General features: G+C 72.3%; 14 protein-coding genes. 6 read left to right on the forward strand and 8 right to left on the reverse strand.

What is annotated here, in order from left to right:
* The first annotated feature begins 380 nt into the window (after nucleotides 1–380).
* The 4 genes from AC5WRT_RS33390 to AC5WRT_RS33405 all read left to right on the forward strand — a co-directional run bounded on the left by AC5WRT_RS33390 (nucleotide 381) and on the right by AC5WRT_RS33405 (nucleotide 6,209).
* Nucleotides 381–986 (forward strand): Rv1733c family protein, encoded by a 606-nt coding sequence (locus AC5WRT_RS33390; protein ID WP_496097861.1) that lies wholly within the window; start codon nucleotides 381–383, stop codon nucleotides 984–986.
* Nucleotides 987–1,218: 232 nt separating this feature from the next.
* Entirely contained in the window at nucleotides 1,219–3,660 is a 2,442-nt protein-coding gene (locus AC5WRT_RS33395; RefSeq protein ID WP_496097862.1) for a right-handed parallel beta-helix repeat-containing protein, read from the forward strand.
* 1,178 nt (nucleotides 3,661–4,838) lie between these two features.
* The gene (locus tag AC5WRT_RS33400; protein ID WP_496097863.1) at nucleotides 4,839–5,669 is read left to right on the forward strand and encodes a DeoR/GlpR family DNA-binding transcription regulator; all 831 of its coding nucleotides are present in this window, start codon (nucleotides 4,839–4,841) and stop codon (nucleotides 5,667–5,669) included.
* A 66-nt stretch (nucleotides 5,670–5,735) separates the two neighbouring features.
* Entirely contained in the window at nucleotides 5,736–6,209 is a 474-nt protein-coding gene (locus AC5WRT_RS33405; RefSeq protein ID WP_496097864.1) for an SRPBCC family protein, read from the forward strand.
* On the opposite strand, the gene AC5WRT_RS33410 is transcribed toward AC5WRT_RS33405, so the two are convergent.
* The 8 genes from AC5WRT_RS33410 to cds1 form a co-directional block, all read right to left on the reverse strand.
* The gene (locus AC5WRT_RS33410; RefSeq protein ID WP_496097865.1) at nucleotides 6,210–7,001 is read right to left on the reverse strand and encodes an enoyl-CoA hydratase/isomerase family protein; all 792 of its coding nucleotides are present in this window, start codon (nucleotides 6,999–7,001) and stop codon (nucleotides 6,210–6,212) included.
* Entirely contained in the window at nucleotides 6,998–8,260 is a 1,263-nt protein-coding gene (locus AC5WRT_RS33415) for a cytochrome P450 (protein ID WP_496097866.1), read from the reverse strand. Before AC5WRT_RS33415 ends, AC5WRT_RS33410 begins: the two co-directional genes overlap by 4 nt.
* A 123-nt stretch (nucleotides 8,261–8,383) precedes the next feature.
* Nucleotides 8,384–9,688: a cytochrome P450 family protein gene (locus tag AC5WRT_RS33420; RefSeq protein ID WP_496097911.1), complete on the reverse strand. Its 1,305-nt coding sequence runs from the start codon at nucleotides 9,686–9,688 to the stop codon at nucleotides 8,384–8,386.
* A 110-nt stretch (nucleotides 9,689–9,798) separates the two neighbouring features.
* A complete protein-coding gene (locus AC5WRT_RS33425) occupies nucleotides 9,799–10,401 on the reverse strand; it encodes a GTP-binding protein (protein ID WP_496097867.1) in 603 nt (200 codons plus the stop codon).
* On the reverse strand, nucleotides 10,376–10,750 hold the full coding sequence (locus tag AC5WRT_RS33430; RefSeq protein ID WP_496097868.1) for a DUF742 domain-containing protein: 375 nt from the start codon (nucleotides 10,748–10,750) through the stop codon (nucleotides 10,376–10,378). The genes AC5WRT_RS33425 and AC5WRT_RS33430 overlap by 26 nt, the downstream gene beginning before the upstream one ends.
* Entirely contained in the window at nucleotides 10,747–11,145 is a 399-nt protein-coding gene (locus tag AC5WRT_RS33435) for a roadblock/LC7 domain-containing protein (protein WP_496097869.1), read from the reverse strand. Before AC5WRT_RS33435 ends, AC5WRT_RS33430 begins: the two co-directional genes overlap by 4 nt.
* Nucleotides 11,142–12,344 carry an ATP-binding protein gene (locus AC5WRT_RS33440; RefSeq protein ID WP_496097870.1) on the reverse strand — a complete coding sequence of 401 codons (1,203 nt, stop codon included), beginning with the start codon at nucleotides 12,342–12,344 and terminating at the stop codon, nucleotides 11,142–11,144. Before AC5WRT_RS33440 ends, AC5WRT_RS33435 begins: the two co-directional genes overlap by 4 nt.
* A 234-nt stretch (nucleotides 12,345–12,578) precedes the next feature.
* Complete coding sequence (cds1, locus tag AC5WRT_RS33445) at nucleotides 12,579–13,703, reverse strand: L-cysteine desulfhydrase Cds1 (protein ID WP_496097871.1); 1,125 nt, start codon at nucleotides 13,701–13,703, stop codon at nucleotides 12,579–12,581.
* A 307-nt stretch (nucleotides 13,704–14,010) separates the two neighbouring features.
* Here cds1 and AC5WRT_RS33450 point away from each other — a divergent pair, with 307 nt between their 5' ends.
* Complete coding sequence (locus AC5WRT_RS33450) at nucleotides 14,011–14,334, forward strand: hypothetical protein (protein ID WP_496097872.1); 324 nt, start codon at nucleotides 14,011–14,013, stop codon at nucleotides 14,332–14,334.
* A 248-nt stretch (nucleotides 14,335–14,582) separates the two neighbouring features.
* Nucleotides 14,583–15,221: an ATP-binding protein gene (locus tag AC5WRT_RS33455; RefSeq protein WP_496097873.1), complete on the forward strand. Its 639-nt coding sequence runs from the start codon at nucleotides 14,583–14,585 to the stop codon at nucleotides 15,219–15,221.
* The last annotated feature ends 206 nt before the right edge of the window (nucleotides 15,222–15,427 follow it).

A 15,427-nucleotide genomic window follows, 5' to 3' on the forward strand; every position in this document is an offset into this window, starting at 1 on the left:
TGCCCCGGCCGGCGCCGTTCGCCCCGTCGCGACGCCCGGCGCGCTCCCCCACTGCCCGGGGGGCGCGGGAGGTGCCCCCACTCGCCGCCCCGACCGGGAGCCCAAGTCCGTCCAGTACGAGGGCCTCCGGCCGGCACGCCGCCAGCACGCACCGGACGCCGCTCCCCGACGGGCGAACGTCGCCTGCCGGGGCACCAGCGCGGTGAATGCGCCCGGCCTGCGGGGAACCGGGGGCGGCCCCCGGTCGTTGGGACGCATGAGGGATTCGTGAGAGGCCGCGTGCGTGGCCGACCGCGGTCGAGTGATGTCGCTCTCTCTTGCTCCGGATCGCGGATGCCCGTCCGCGCCAGGGGCTATGACGGAGCGGAAGGGGGTGGGACATGCGGGCGATCAGTGGTCTGTGGCGCTGGCGGCACAATCCGCTGTGCCGCGCGACCGATCTGGCCGAGGCATGGGTGGCCCTCGTGGCGCTGGTGCTGATGGCCGTGGCCGCGCCCGTGGCCGGCTGCCTGGCCGGTGCCGCCGCCCAGGACTCGCTGCAGCGGTCCGTGCGCGAGCAGCGGCACACCCGCCATCTCGTCACGGCCACGGTGGTGCGTGACCTCGGCGAGGCCCCACTGGAGACCGACCCCGACACCACGACGGCGCGCGAGACCCGCAGCCGTGTGATCGCGGCCTGGACGGGGCCGGACGGGACCCACCGGCACGGCCCGACCCTGGCGGACCTCAAGTCCCCGCGCCCGGGCGACCACTTCAGGCTCTGGACGGACGCGCACGGCCGAATAACGACCCGCCCGCTGGACTCCCCCACCGCCACGACCCACGCGGTGCTGGCCGGGATCGGCGCGGCCCTGCTGGCCGCGGGCCTGGTCGAGGGCGGCCGACGGCTGGTGGCATGGCGCATGGTCCGCAGCCGGTACACACGCTGGGACCAGGCCTGGGACCGGGCGGGCCCGGACTGGGGCAAGGCGGGCACCGGCAGCTGACCGCCTTCCGCCTCCGGTCAACCGACCCTGCACGCACACGCTACGGTGGACCGGCCGAAGCGCTTTCGGCGACAACCCGCGGGTGAGCGAACCGCAGGGCCGCGCACAGGTTTTCGGGAGCGCGAACGCGCACCGGCCCCAGGGCTGGGCACGGTCGCGGTACCGGTACCGGCGGGCAGGTCCCCTGAGGGAGCGAGCCATCAGTACGACGAGGTGGGGGCACAGCAACGCCATGGCACAGGGCACGGTCCAGGTGACGCACACCGGTACGTCGCGGTGGCGGCGCCGCACAGGCGAGTACGCGTCGCTCGCCGCCGCCCTGGAGGCCGCCGCCGACGGCGATGTCCTCACCATCACCCCGGGCACCTACCGGGAGAACCTCGTGGTGGAGCGGGCCGTGACGCTCCGTGGGCCCGAGGGCTCGCCCGGCTCGGTGCGGATCGCGCCCGAGGCCGGCGTGCCGATCACCGTGCGCGCCTCGGCGGTGGTGCAGGACCTGCACGTGGAGGGCCAGGACGCGGCGGCGCCCGCGCTGCTCGTCGAGGAGGGCACGCCCGAGCTGACGGACCTGCGGATCGTCACCCGGTCGGCCGCGGGCATCGAGGTGCGCGGCGGCGCCCGGCCGACCGTGCGCCGCTGCACCGTCGACAACCCGGCCGGCATCGGCATCGCCGTACTCGACGGCGGGGGCGGCGTGTTCGAGGAGTGCGAGGTCGTCGCGGCCGGGCAGGCGGGCGTGGCGGTCCGGGGTGGTGCGCATCCACGTCTGGAGCGCTGCCGTGTGCACCACGCCTCGGGGACCGGGATGACCGTGACCGGCGAGCACTCCGCGCTGGAGGCGGTGGGTTGTGAGATCTACGAGGTCCGCGGCTCCGGTGCCCAGGTCAGTCAGCGGGCGACCGCGCAACTGACCGACTGTGATGTGCACCGCACCACGGCCGACGGCGTCACCCTGGACACGGACGCGGTGCTCACGCTCGCCGACTGCCACATCCACGACATCCCCGAGAACGCGGTCGACCTGCGCTCCCGTTCGGTACTCACGCTCACCCGGACGACGGTGCGTCAGTTCGGGCGCAACGGCCTGTCGGTGTGGGATCCGGGGACCCGGGTGGACGCCAACCAGTGCGAGATCTTCGACAGCACCGGCGACTATCCCGCGGTGTGGGTCAGCGACGGTGCCACCGCCGTCCTCGACTCCTGCCGGGTGCACGACGTGCCGGACGCCCTGTTCGTGCTGGACCGCGGTTCGCGCGCGGACGTCGTGGACAGCGATCTGTCGCAGGTGCGCAACACGGCGGTGTCGGTGAGCGACGGGGCGACCGCGCAGCTCGACGACTGCCGGATCCGGGAGGCGGCGACCGGAGCGTGGTTCCGCGACCACGGCAGCGGCGGCACGCTGAACAACTGCACCCTGGACGGCACCCAGACGGGCGTCATCGTCACCAAGGGCGCCGACCCGACCATCGAGCGCTGCACGGTCGACTCCCCCGCCGAGGCCGGCTTCTACGTCTCAGCGGGCGGCCGCGGCACCTTCCTGAACTGCCGGGTCAGCGGCAGCGGGGGCTACGGCTTCCATGTGATCGACGGCTGCCGGGCGACGCTGCGCCGGTGCCGTACAGAGCGCTGCGCACGCGGTGGTTACGAGTTCGCCGACGCGGGCCCGGACGGTACGTCCGGGACGGGTCCCGTCGTGGAGGACTGCACCAGCGACGAGAGCGCGGGCCTGCGGCCGCCGCCCGCGGTCCGCGAGACCGCCGTACGGTCGACGGCGCACTCCCCCGGTCTGCTCGGCTCGATTCCCGGGCAGCGCAGCACGGAGCAGGAGCCGCCGGTCACGGCCGCCGCGCCGGAGAAGCCGGTGCGGACGTCGAAGGACGTGCTCGGCGAACTGGACGCCCTGGTGGGCCTGGAGAGCGTCAAGCGTGAGGTGCGGGCGCTGACCGACATGATCGAGGTGGGCCGGCGAAGGCAGCGGGCGGGCCTGAAGGCGGCCTCGGTGAAGCGGCATCTGGTGTTCACCGGCTCCCCCGGCACCGGCAAGACCACGGTCGCCCGGCTCTACGGCGAGATCCTCGCCTCCCTCGGTGTACTGGAGAAGGGACACCTGGTGGAGGTGTCCCGAGTGGACCTGGTCGGCGAGCACATCGGTTCCACGGCGATCCGCACCCAGGAGGCGTTCGAGAAGGCGCGCGGCGGTGTGCTCTTCATCGACGAGGCGTACGCGCTGTCCCCGGAGGACGCCGGGCGGGACTTCGGCAAGGAGGCCATCGACACGCTGGTGAAACTCATGGAGGACCACCGGGACGCGGTGGTGGTGATCGTCGCCGGGTACACCGCGGAGATGGAGCGCTTCCTGGCCGTGAACCCCGGCGTCGCCTCCCGCTTCTCGCGCACCATCACCTTCGGCGACTACAACCCCGAGGAGCTGTTGCGGATCGTGGAGCAGCAGGCCGACGAGCACGAGTACCGGCTGGCGCCGGGCGCGGGCGAGGCGCTGCTGAAGTACTTCACAGCCATCCCGAAGGGCCCGGCGTTCGGTAACGGCCGCACCGCCCGCCGGACGTTCGAGGCGATGGTCGAGCGGCATGCGAGCCGGGTCGCCCAGTTGGCGGATCCGAGCACCGACGACCTTACCCTGCTGTTCGCGGAGGACCTTCCGGACCTGCCCTGAGCGGCCGCCGGTCCGCACGAGCCCTGAGGAGGGCACGGCCCCCGGCCGGCGCCGACGTCGCGTACTCGACCCAGCCAGGGCCGGTGCTCCGCCCGGCGCCCGCCGGCGCACAGGCCGCCCGGTGGCTCACGCCGGCTGCGCCGTGTCGTACGCCGCCAGTGCCTCCGCCGCCGCTCCGCGCCCCTGACCGAGAAGCGAGCCGTCCGCCGAGCCGCAGGGTGATGGCGGCGAGCACGCGGCGACGCCCAGGGATGCCCCGCCGGTGAGGGCGGCCATGGCGGAGCCGGGCGTTGGTGCGGCCCGGGCCCTCGGGCTCGCCGGGCTGCTCGTGGCGGCCCCGGCCGCGCACGGCACGGCCTGCCGGGCGGTACCCGAGCCGGGCGGCGAGTACCAGCAGGACCGTGTGGACCGGCAGGAGGGCGGACGCCTGCCAGGTCAGCGGGAAGGGCGGGCCGGGGCGCAGGGCGTGGGTGCCGTCCGGCCGGCCGGCGGCGCGCTGGGCGAACCGCGCCGGGCATCACGCCGCCCAGGGCACAGGCGAGCAGGGACGACGGCCGGTCTGCCGAGGCCGCGCATGCCGGTCCGCGGGTCGGGAGTGCCGCAGCACAGGGCCGGGTCACCACGGCGCTGCGCGACGGCCGGCAGGCCCGGGGCCGCTGTGAGCGCGCCGACGGCGGGGTCGCCCGGGAGGCCTCCGTGGACCGCCGGCCGGGCCGGGCCCAGCCGCCGTAGCCTCCCGGACGGGTCCCGCGCGGTGCCGCCGACCCGGACGGCACGGGACCACTGAGCATCCGCTCGGCGGTGGTCCCGCCCACCGTGCGTACCAGCGGCACCGGCCGGGCCCGCGCCGCCCTGAGGCCCGGCCGGTCCCCCGCTCGCCGGAGTGTTCCTGTACTCACTGTTCTCGCACCCCTGACGCGGCCGAAGGACCGTGTCGCGCGGGCTTCAGGACCTCCGGCGGGGCGCGGTGCACCGGCCTTGCCCCACGATCTCCCCGATCCGGATGAGGACGGCCGTGGCGGATGTGGCATGAGCGCGTCGTGACAGGCGGTGGCGCAACCGGTACCGACCCGTGAAAAGATGGGACGCCCGCACATCGGAGGCCGGCCGGAATCTCCTGGTCGCAGGCTGTGTGCCGGGCGTGTCGGACAGATGGCGGCGAAAGGACCGGAGCGTACGTGAGCGAGAATCAGAACCTCCTCGCGGAGCAGCGCCGCGCACTGATCCTGGACGAGGTCCGGCGCCGGGGCGGTGTGCGGGTCAACGAACTGACCCGCAAGCTCGGCGTGTCGGACATGACCGTGCGCCGTGACCTCGACGCCCTCGCCCGCCAGGGCGTGCTGGAGAAGGTGCACGGCGGCGCGGTGCCGGTGGTCGAGGCGAGCACGCACGAGCCCGGTTTCGAGGCCAAGTCGGGTCTGGAGCTGACCGCCAAGGAGGACATCGCGCGCGCCGCCGCCAAGCTGGTCACCCCGGGCACGGCGATCGCCTTGTCCGGCGGTACGACGACGTACGCGCTCGCCCAGCAGTTGCTGGAGGTCCCGGACCTGACCGTGGTGACGAACTCGGTGCGGGTCGCGGACGTCTTCCACGCCGCACAGCGCACCTCGGGCCAGCGGCAGGGCGCGCCCACGGTGGTGCTGACCGGCGGGGTGCGCACGCCGTCCGACTCGCTGGTGGGGCCGGTGGCCGACCAGGCGATCGCGGCCCTCCACTTCGACCTGCTGTTCCTCGGTGTGCACGGCATATCGGTGGAGGCCGGGCTGTCCACGCCGAACCTCGCCGAGGCGGAGACGAACCGGCGGCTGGTGCACTCCGCGCGCCGCGTGGTGGTGGTCGCCGACCACACCAAGTGGGGCACGGTCGGTTTGAGTTCGTTCGCCACGCTGGAGCAGGTGGACACGCTGGTGACGGACGCGGGGCTGCCCGCGGAGGCCCGCGCGGAGATCTCCGAGCATCTGCGGGTGGTCGTGGCGGGCGAGCCCGGGGACGACGACACAGACATCTGAGCACCCGTCAGCTATGGTGTGTCCGCCCGGTCGACCGCAACTGCCGGAGGGCAGGGGGTTACGTCCATGGCTCGTCGTCTTCGCCCGGTGGACCTCGGTTTCCTCGGGGCCGCGCCCGTCCGACTGGTCTTCGCGCGGGAGATCTGCGCGCCACCGGAGCAGGTCTTCCGCGCGCTCGCGGAGGATGTGCCGGGCTGGGCGCGGTGGTTCTCGGCGGTGACGCTGGCCCGGGCCACCGACGGGGGCGCCGGGCGGGAGATCAGGCTCCGGGGCGGGACACGGTTCGAGGAGACGGTCCTCGTGGCCAGGGCGCCGGAGTTGTATGCCTACCGTGTCGACGTCACCAACGCGCCGGGTGCCCGCGCCCTGGTCGAGGAATGGCACCTCGCGCCTCAAGGTACCGGCACGCGGGTGCGGTGGACCTTCGCCGCCGATGGGACGGCACCGTTCCGGTTCGCCCTCGGCCTTGCCCGGCCGGGCCTCGGGCGAGCCTTCCGGAACGCGGTGACCTCCTTGGACCGGCGCCTGGCGAGGCGCTGATCAGGCGGTGTCGCGGGCGCGGTGCGCCTCGGACACGACCGCCGCCATCAGTTCCGGGTCCAGTGCGGAGACATCGGCCAGGCGCGATGCCGTGGACAGCGAGTTGAGCAGCGTCTTGGTGACGCGCAGGGCCGCCTGCGGGCGGCGTACGACGGGCCTGGCCCAGTCGGCGACGGCCGCGTCCAGATCCTGGGCGGGGACGACCTTCTGCAGGATGGACAGGGACGCGGCCTCCGCCGCGGTGACGACCCGGCCCGTGAGGACGATCTCGCGGACGCGTGCCGCGCCGACCTCGCTGATGAGCCGGGGCAGCAGGCCGCCCCAGGCGGTCGGCATTCCGAGGGCGAGTTCGGGCAGCCGGAAGGTCGCGTCCTCGGAGCCGACCCGCAGGTCGCAGGCGAGCGCGAGAGCGACGCCCGCCCCGACGGCCTTGCCGTGGACGCGGGCGACGGTGACGGCCGGGTTGCCGGTCAGGGCCTCGCACACCAGCCGGGCCTTGACGCCCGAGACGCGGATGCCGCTGCCCGTGGGGTCGTGGGCGAGATGCCGGGTGAACTCACCACGGTCCCCACCGAGGCAGAAGTCGTCGCCGCTGCCGGTGAGCACCAGCACGCGGACGGCCGGGTCCTGGTCCTGGAGGACCGCCAGGAGATCGTCCAGCAGGGCGTCGGTGACGGTGTTGCCCTCCTCGGGGGTGTTCAGCTCGACGGTGAGGACGGGGCCCTCCCGGTGGGTCCGCAGGGTCCGCCGTACGGTGCCGGCCGGGAGGGTCTCGAGGGGGAGGGCGGTCATGTCGTCACTTTCAGGGAGGTGATGCGCCGGAACACCATCCGGCTCGCGTAGCTGGGGCCGGCGATCGGCCGCAGGGTGGGGAATCGTTCCAGCAGCTGGGTCAGCAGCAGACCGGCCTCCAGGCGGGCCAGGCCCGCTCCGAGGCAGTAGTGGACGCCGCCGCCGAAGGTGAGGTGGGCGCCCTTGCGGCGGATGTCGAAGACGTGGGGGTCCGGGTTGCGGCGCGGGTCGTGATTGGCGGCGCCGTACAGGACGTGGACGGTGGTGTCCTTGGGAACGGGGACGCCGGCGAGGACGGTGTCCTCGGCGGCGAAGCGGGAGTTGAGGTGGATCGGCGGGTCGTAGCGCAGCGTCTCGTCGATCGCGTCGTCGATGTGCTCGGGGTGCCGGCGCAGCCAGGCGGCCCGGACCGGATCCCGGGTGAGGAACCACACCGCGTTGGTGAGCAGCGTCGCGGTGGTTTCCAGGGAGGCGATGGTGATGAACATCGTCAGGTCGTACAGCATCTGGTCCGCCGCCGCCCGGTCGCCGGGGCAGTGGGCGTCCCAGTGGCGGATCCAGCGGCTGAGGACGTCGTCGCCGGGGTGGCGGCGCCGGGCTGCGACGAGTGCGGTGAAGAAGGCCCTCATCTCCAGGGTGGCCCGGGCCGAGATCGCCAGTTCGCTGCTGGTAGGGATCAGCTCCTGGGCGTGGACCTGACGGTGGGTGAAGTCCAGGATGTGCGGGTAGTGCTCGACCGGGACGGCGAGCCACTGGCCGACGGTGTGGATGGGCAGCTGGTCGGCGACCGTGGTGACGAAGTCGGCCTCGCCCCGGGCGCGCAGCTGCAGCTCCAGGCGGTCCAGGAGCCGGGTGACGTGGTCCTCGACCCGGGGCCGCATGGCCTCCAGGGTGCCCCGGTCGAAGAGATTGCCCAAGGCACGCCGTCGCAGGGTGTGTTCGGGCGGGTTGAGGCGGGAGAGCGTCCGCGTCATCTCGCGCGTCGCCGGATGCTGCCAGCGGGCCGTGTCGGGTTGGCGTTCCTGCCAGGCGAAGTCCGGTACGAGCCAGTTCCTGCCGCGCAGGACCTGGCTGCACAGATCGAATCCGGTCACGAAGTACCCGCCCCAGGGAGCGGGTACGACCTCTCCGAGGGCACGCAGTTCGTCCCAGACGGGGAAGGGGTCGGCCTGTCCCTCGGCCGAACGGAGGCGACGGAGAAGGGGGATGGCGGCTCGGCGGTCGATGGTGGTACCACGGATGACGCCAACGGCGGTCACGCGAAGCTCCTTTGTGGCTGGGCGCTACCGTTACCGCCGGAATCTACCCTTCCCCTCTCCGTCGTCATGCACCGCTCGGTGTTGCTCCCGTCACATGCCCGACAGACCGGCACACGTCTCGCATCAGACTCGGAAGATGTCCAGGAAGCTGCTCCAGAAGCCCTTCTTCCTCGCCGGTTCCTGACGGACGGCGGTGACCGGTGCCGTCGGGAGCGGCTGCTCGGCCGCGGCGGGTACGGTACGGCCCTGCAGCGCGGAGGCGATGTGGGTGGCGGGCGTGGGGCTGAACGCCACGGGCAGCGCGGCCAGCGCCCGGTGGAACGGACCGGGCCGCCATTGCAGTTCCCGCGCGGGGACGGCCAGCGCGAGGTCGGGCAGCGCGTTGAGGAGCTTCTCCATCGCGGTGACGGCGATGACCGTCGCCGGGTCCTTGGCCGGGCACGCGTGCGGACCCGCCCCCCAGGCCAGGTGGGCACCCTTGCTGTGGGTGCGGCGGGCTTCCGACAGGGCCGGATCCGTGTTGGCGGCGGCGAAGCTGATGACGACCGGCGTGCCCGCCTCGGCCACCACTCCCCCGAGGTCCACGTCCTGGACCGGGTAGTGGGTGGCGTAGTTGGCGATGGGCGTCTGGTTCCACAGCACGTGGTCGATCGCCTCCTCGATCAGCAGCCCGGAGTCGCGTCCGCTCGTGTCGGGTGACAGCAGCAGGAGCAGTGCGTTGCCGATCAGGTTGCGCTCGGGCTCCACGCCCGCGCCCATCAGCATCACGAGCTGGTCCTTGAGCTCCTCGTCGGTCAGTCCGGCGGGATGCTGGATCAGCCAGGAGGTGACGTCGTCGCCGGGCCTGCGCCGCTTGAGGGCGATCAACTGCATGAGGCAGGAGGTGAGTTCCTCGTTGGCGCGCAGGGCGTCCTTGCCGTCGAAGATCGCCGACATGGCGCCGGTCAGGGTGTCACCGATGTCCGCCGGGCAGCCGAACAGCTTGTTGAACAGCAGCAGCGGCAGCAGTTTGGCGTAGTCGTTGAGCAGGTCGGCGCGGCCCCGCTCGCTGAACTGGTCGATGAGGTAGTCGGCGATGGGCTCGACGTCGCGGCGGATCCGGGTGATGTTGAGCCGGGCGAGGCTGTCCGTGACTGCCTTGCGCAGCCGCAGGTGCACGGCGCCGTCGGTGAACAGACAGTTGGGCCGGTACGCCATCATCGGCAGCACCGGGTGGTCCAGCGGGATGCGCCCCTCGTTCAGCGCCTTCCAGTGGCGGGCGTCCCTGGCGAAGAGCGTGGAGTTCTGCAGCACGCGCAGAGCCGTCTCGTGGCCGACGACCAGGGTGGCGTCGACGCCGGGGGCGAGTTCGACCGGGCCGGCCGGGCCGTGGGCGCGCAACCGGTCGTAGACCTGCTGGGGGTCGGCGGCGAACGCCGCGTCGTGCATGGGGCATCTGGCCGCGGCGGGGGCGGAGGCTGACTGGCGGTCCATGGGGGTTCCTTCTGCTGGCTCCGGGCCGACGGTCCGGGGGAAGACGGTCCGGGCGGATGGGTGTGTCAGGCGGCTCGGGTGAGCAGGTGACGCACGAGGGCGATCAGCGCAAGGGCGGACGACTGCCGGTCGCGCGCGTCGCAGTAGACGACGGGTGTGTCAGGGAGCAGGTCCAGGGCCTCCCGTACCTCCGCCTCCTCGTACACCTCGGCCCGCTCGAAGCTGTTGACGGCGATGGCGTACTCGAGGCCGTACCGCTCGACGAGGTCGATGACGGGGAAGGTCTCCTCCAGCCGTGCGGGGTCGACCAGGAGCAGCGCCCCGAGCGCGCCGCGGGCCATGTCCTCCCACAGCTGCATGAAGCGCTGCTGTCCCGGGGTGCCGAACAGGTACAGCACGAGTTCGTCGCTGAGCGTCAGCCGACCGAAGTCCAGTGCCACGGTGGTGGTGGTCTTGCCCGCGACGCCTCTGAGGTCGTCCACGTGGAGGGACGCCTGGGTCATCTTCTCCTCGGTGCGCAGCGGGGTGATCTCCGACAGCGAGCCGATGAAGGTCGTCTTGCCGACGGCGAAATGGCCGACGACCAGGATCTTGGCAGCGTTGGTCACCGCGCTGGAGACGTAGATGGATCCAGGGGCCGTCTCAGCCGATGAGGGATTGGAGTCCATTCAGAACCTTCTCGAGGGTCGCTCTGTCAACGTTCTGCGCCCGGGGCGGCTCCGCGCGGCGCAGGAGGTGGCCCTGCTCGAATAAATCGGTCAGCAGCAGCCGGGCCACCCCCACCGGCAGTCCCACGTGACCGGCCACTTCGGCGACCGACAGATAGCCGCCGGAGCACAGCTGCCAGATCGCCATCACCTCGGGGCCGGCGCCCAGCGGTGGGGTCCGCTCGGGAGCCAGGGTGACCAGGGTGTGCAGCGCCAGGTCGTCCGAGGCGGGCAGGCTCCGGCCGCCGGTGATGACGTAGGAACGGACGAACTCGCTGGTGACGGAGGCTTCCTCGCCGGGCGTCGTCATACGCCCGCACCGTCCGAGCGCGGGGCCACACTCATCGCCTTGCTCAGACCCGCCACCGTCTTCTGCATGCGGAAGGACATCGCCTCCATGTCGACGTCCAGCGCGGCCGAGACGGCGAGGTAGGAGCCCTGGCCGGCGGCGATCAGGAAGATCCAGCCGCCGTCGTACTCCAGCAGCGTCTGCTTCCAGATCCCGTGTCCCGCTCCCACGAACCCCGCGACGGCGCGGCTCAGCGACTGCATCGAGCTCATCGCCGCGGCGTTCGTCTCGGCGTCGTCGCGCGCGATGTCGTCCGAGCGCTGCAGCAGCAGGCCGTCTCCCGAGACGAGGATCGCGTGCCGGGCTCCGCGCACCTCGAGCACGTCGTTCAGCACCCAGGACAGGTCGATGTTCACTGGTTGTCAGGTCCTTCCGTGGTGTTCGTGGTGCGCCCGAGGTGAGTTCCGCGCGCGAACGCCCCGATGCGCGACGCCGTCACCTCGCTGGCCGCCTCCGGAGTCTCCTCCGGGCCGGCGCTGTCGAGGGCCGGGACGACCGTGACCGGGCCGCTGCGCCGTCGGCGTTTGGGCAGGCCTCCCGAGGTCTGCCCCACCACGTGCATGGGGCCGACGACCGGTACCGGCGCCAGTCGCTGTGGGGCCTCCTGCGGGGTCGCGGTGTCCTGGGTGTCGGCCGCGGGGGAAGGAGTGTCGGCCGAGAGCAGGCTTTCGGGTACACGGATCACTGCACGCACTCCGCCGTAGGGGGACACGGAACCGACGGAGACGGCGAAGCCGTAGCGGGCGGCGAGCATGCCGCACACGGCGAAACCGAACCGCGGCGGATCGCCGAGGCCGGTGATGTCGACGGGACCGTCGACGGACAGCAGAGCCGCCGCCCGGTCCTTGGTCTCCTGGTCCATCCCCAGGCCGGCGTCGTCCACGATGAAACACACACCGGTCGGCACGGTCTGGATGTTGACCTCGACCGGCGTGCCGGGCGCACTGTAGTTGGTCGCGTTGTCCAGCAGTTCGGCCAGGACGACGGCCACCGGCTCGACCGCCCTGCCGACGAGCGAGACGTTCACCTGCGAGTGGACGCCGACCCGGTCGAAGTCCTTGATCCTGCCCTGGGCGCTGCGGGCGACGTCGTAGACGGTCGCGGCGCCCTCGCGCCTGCCCAGCCATCCGCCGCACAGCACGGAGATGCCCTTGGCGCGGCGGCCGAACTGGCTGCCGGTGTGGTCGACCGTCATCAGGTCGGCCAGGACGTCCGTCGTGTCGCCGTACTTCCTCAGCAGGCTGTCGAGGAGGACCTGCTGTTCCTCGGCGAGCGACTGGAGCGTGCCCATGGCGGACTTCAGCACCGCCTTGGTCGCCGCCTCGGCGTCCGCCCGTACGTCGGCGAGGTCGCGCTGCTGCTGCGCCGTCAGCGCGGCGACGTGCGCGTGCAGCCGGCCGACCTCTCCGCGGGCCTCTCCCAGTCCTGTCTCCAGTTCCTTTCGTGTTCTTCGGAGCGCCATGTTGGTTCTCCGGGCCCGCATCACTGCGACGACCGCAGCGACGAGCACCACCAGCAAGATCCACAGCAGTGGATCCGTGGTCAATGACGTCATGAGACTCTCTTCAAGTCGCATCGCGCCGAAACCGTGCGAGCGCGATGGTGCCTTCGAGACTGTCCCCCGGGGCGTGTCTGTGACGCGCCGTCAGCCCATTTGAAAAGTGGGATGATCTTATCAGTCACACAGGCACAACCGGCTTGCCCAGAACCGGAATTGAGACGTCACCAAACCCACACACCCCTGTCACCCTGGCGTCGGCGCCCGGCCTCACGGACGGCGGGGGCCGGCTCAGTGCGGCCACACCCCCGTGGCCAGCAGGGTCTCGATCGCCGCGGCGTACGGCGCGATGTCCAGGCCCTGCCCGGCGAGCCAGGCGTCGGAGTAGTACTTGTCGAGGTAGCGGTCGCCCGGGTCGCACAGCAGGGTGACGACGCTGCCGCGACGCCCGTCGGCCACCATCTCGGAGACGATCTTCAGCGCGCTCCACAGCCCGGTGCCCGTGGAGCCGCCCGCCCTGCGGCCGATGGCCCGCTCCAGGGCCCGTACGGCGGCGACGCTGGCCGCGTCCGGGACCTTCATCATCCGGTCGATCGCGCCGGGCACGAAGCTCGGCTCCATGCGCGGGCGGCCGATGCCCTCGATCCGGGAACCGCAGTCGCAGGTGACCTCGGGATCACCGGTGGTCCAGCCCTCGAAGAAACAGGAGTTCTCCGGGTCCGCGACGCAGATACGGGTGTCGTACTGCATGTAGTGGACATAGCGGGCGAGGGTCGCGGAGGTACCACCGGTGCCGGCGGTGGCGACGATCCAGGCCGGCTCCGGGAACCGCTCCAACTCCAGCTGACGGAAGATCGATTCGGCGATGTTGTTGTTGCCGCGCCAGTCGGTGGCCCGCTCGGCGTAGGTGAACTGGTCCATGTAGTGGCCGCCGGTCTCCACCGCGAGGCGGGCGGACTCCTCGTACATCTTCCGGGAGTCGTCCACGAAGTGGCACTGCCCGCCGTGGAACTCGATCAGACGGCACTTCTCGGCGCTGGTCGTGCGCGGCATGACCGCGATGAAGGGGACGCCGATCAGCTTGGCGAAGTAGGCCTCGGAGACGGCGGTGGAGCCGCTGGAGGCCTCGATGACCGGGCGGCCGGGGCGGATCCAGCCATTGCAGAGGCCGTAGAGGAACAGGGAGCGGGCGAGGCGGTGCTTGAGGCTGCCGGTGGGGTGGGTGGACTCGTCCTTCAGGTACAGGTCGATGCCCCACCGCTCGGGGAGGGGGAAGCGCAGCAGGTGCGTGTCCGCGGACCGGTTGGCGTCGGCCTGGACTTTACGCACGGCCTCTTTCAGCCAGTCGCGGTAGCCGGCGTCGCTGCGGTCGACGTCGAGGGTGGCGCCGGTCCGGGTGGGGTGGGTGGTGCTCACGGCGATACTCCTTCGGCTGGGCGCCGACGACGCCTCACGCGGCCGGCACCTCGAGCATAGGCATCTTTCACATCGCTTCCCACCTGCATAAACGCATCTTTCAGCCGCCCAAAGACACCCCTGGGGAGCAGGGCGCGCGAGGCATCGGGGGCGCATTGGCGGGAGTGCTCCGGGCGGCCGTGCCGGGCGCGTCGCGTGTACTGGTGTTCCCGGCCGCATCGGGGCAGACTGCACGCGTCGGGACGATCGTCCCGAACGTGGGCGCACACTGGATCGCGGAAGCACACGGGCAAGGGGGCGGCCAAGGATGGCGGAGCCGGAGTTCACGGCCACTGGCGTGCGGATCGGCAAGCGGCTGCGTTCGCTCACCCGGGCCGGCCAGGTCCGGATCAACGACGGCAGGCTGGAGTTGCTCACCAGCTACGGCAGCGAGATCGACAGTGCCCCGGTACAGGCGGTGCGCGCGTCCCGGCCGTGGTTCGGGCCGGACGACAAGGCGCTCGCCGACCTCAACGGCAAGCGGTACCTGCTGACGCTGGGCGAGCACGACCCCGCTCCGGGCGAGCCGGGGCCGCCGGCGGCACGGCGGTTCATCGAGGCGGTGCGGCGGGCCTCCGGACGCGGCGGCTGAGACGGCCGCCCGCTCGGGAGGACGCCGGTCGTATTACTCCGAGCAGCGGTCCGTCGCGGCGAGTTGCGGGACGGCATCCGCTGCGTCACGCTGGTCTCACGTCACTCTGGGTTTACCGGCGATAACGCTGCGAACCAGCCCGCCGGCCATGACAGCAGGCGGACGTTTGGACGCAAGCCACCCTGCTGGATCCGTTGTTCTCCGTGTTCTTCCGGTCCTTCGGACCTCTACATCGGGGAGTCGCAGCCGTGATCAGTCACCCAAGCAGGCACTGCACGGTGGAGCTCCAAGCCCTGCCGTCGCGGATCGGCCAGGTCCGCAGAATCGTATCTGCGCAGTTGCGCTACTGGCACATGGACGCGTTGATAGACCGCGCCGCGCTCGGCGTGACGGAACTGCTGAGCAACGTCCACCGGCACGCCAGGCCCGACAAGTCGTGCACCGTCGAGCTGGAGCTGGCGTCGGACCGGCTCACCGTCTCGGTGCGCGACAACGATCCACGGCTTCCGGTGCCGGCCGACGCCGCGGACACGGTGGACGGCGGCCCGCTGGCCACGTGCGGGCGCGGGCTGGCGATGGTGGCGGCGGTGAGCGAGAGCTGGGGTGCACGGCCGGACGGCGAGAACGGCAAGGTCGTCTGGTTCACGCTGTCGGCTCCGGCGGTGGTACGGCCCTGTCCCGCCCGCGCTCCGCGCCGTACCGCCGAGGTACCCGCCGCGCCGGAACCCGTCCGCGTCGGTACGGCGGCCAGGGCGCCGGCGGGGACGCCGGTGGGTGCCGGTGTCACCCTGACCGCGGAAGCGCCCGCCGCGGTGGCACCCGTGGCGAGCGCGGCAGGCGTCGGCCCCCTCCCCCAGGCTCCCGCCCGGTCGGCCGTTCCCGGCTGACCGGGCGGTGAGACGCGCACCCGTCCCGGCAGGGGGTGGGTGCGCCGTGCCGCGGACGGAAGAGGCGTTCCGCTTGCCCCCGCGTTGCGGCTCGGGTGTCCCGCTCACCCGCGCCCACCGGGTGCCGCCCGCAGCTGCGCGGACCGTACGACCACCGCTGCCCGCTGCGCCTGCCCGGCGGCGGCGCGCCTCGCAGGCGCCGGCGC

It is taken from the genome of Streptomyces sp. NTD91, from assembly GCF_059510455.1.

Coding starts and splice junctions, on each gene's coding strand:
- AC5WRT_RS33390 (WP_496097861.1), top strand. CDS start 381: ATGCGGGCGATCAGTGGTCTGTGGCGCTGGCGGCACAATCCGCTGTGC.
- AC5WRT_RS33395 (WP_496097862.1), top strand. CDS start 1,219: ATGGCACAGGGCACGGTCCAGGTGACGCACACCGGTACGTCGCGGTGG.
- AC5WRT_RS33405 (WP_496097864.1), top strand. CDS start 5,736: ATGGCTCGTCGTCTTCGCCCGGTGGACCTCGGTTTCCTCGGGGCCGCG.
- AC5WRT_RS33410 (WP_496097865.1), bottom strand. CDS start 7,001: ATGACCGCCCTCCCCCTCGAGACCCTCCCGGCCGGCACCGTACGGCGG.
- AC5WRT_RS33420 (WP_496097911.1), bottom strand. CDS start 9,688: ATGCACGACGCGGCGTTCGCCGCCGACCCCCAGCAGGTCTACGACCGG.
- AC5WRT_RS33425 (WP_496097867.1), bottom strand. CDS start 10,401: ATGGACTCCAATCCCTCATCGGCTGAGACGGCCCCTGGATCCATCTAC.
- AC5WRT_RS33430 (WP_496097868.1), bottom strand. CDS start 10,750: ATGACGACGCCCGGCGAGGAAGCCTCCGTCACCAGCGAGTTCGTCCGT.
- AC5WRT_RS33440 (WP_496097870.1), bottom strand. CDS start 12,344: ATGACGTCATTGACCACGGATCCACTGCTGTGGATCTTGCTGGTGGTG.
- AC5WRT_RS33450 (WP_496097872.1), top strand. CDS start 14,011: ATGGCGGAGCCGGAGTTCACGGCCACTGGCGTGCGGATCGGCAAGCGG.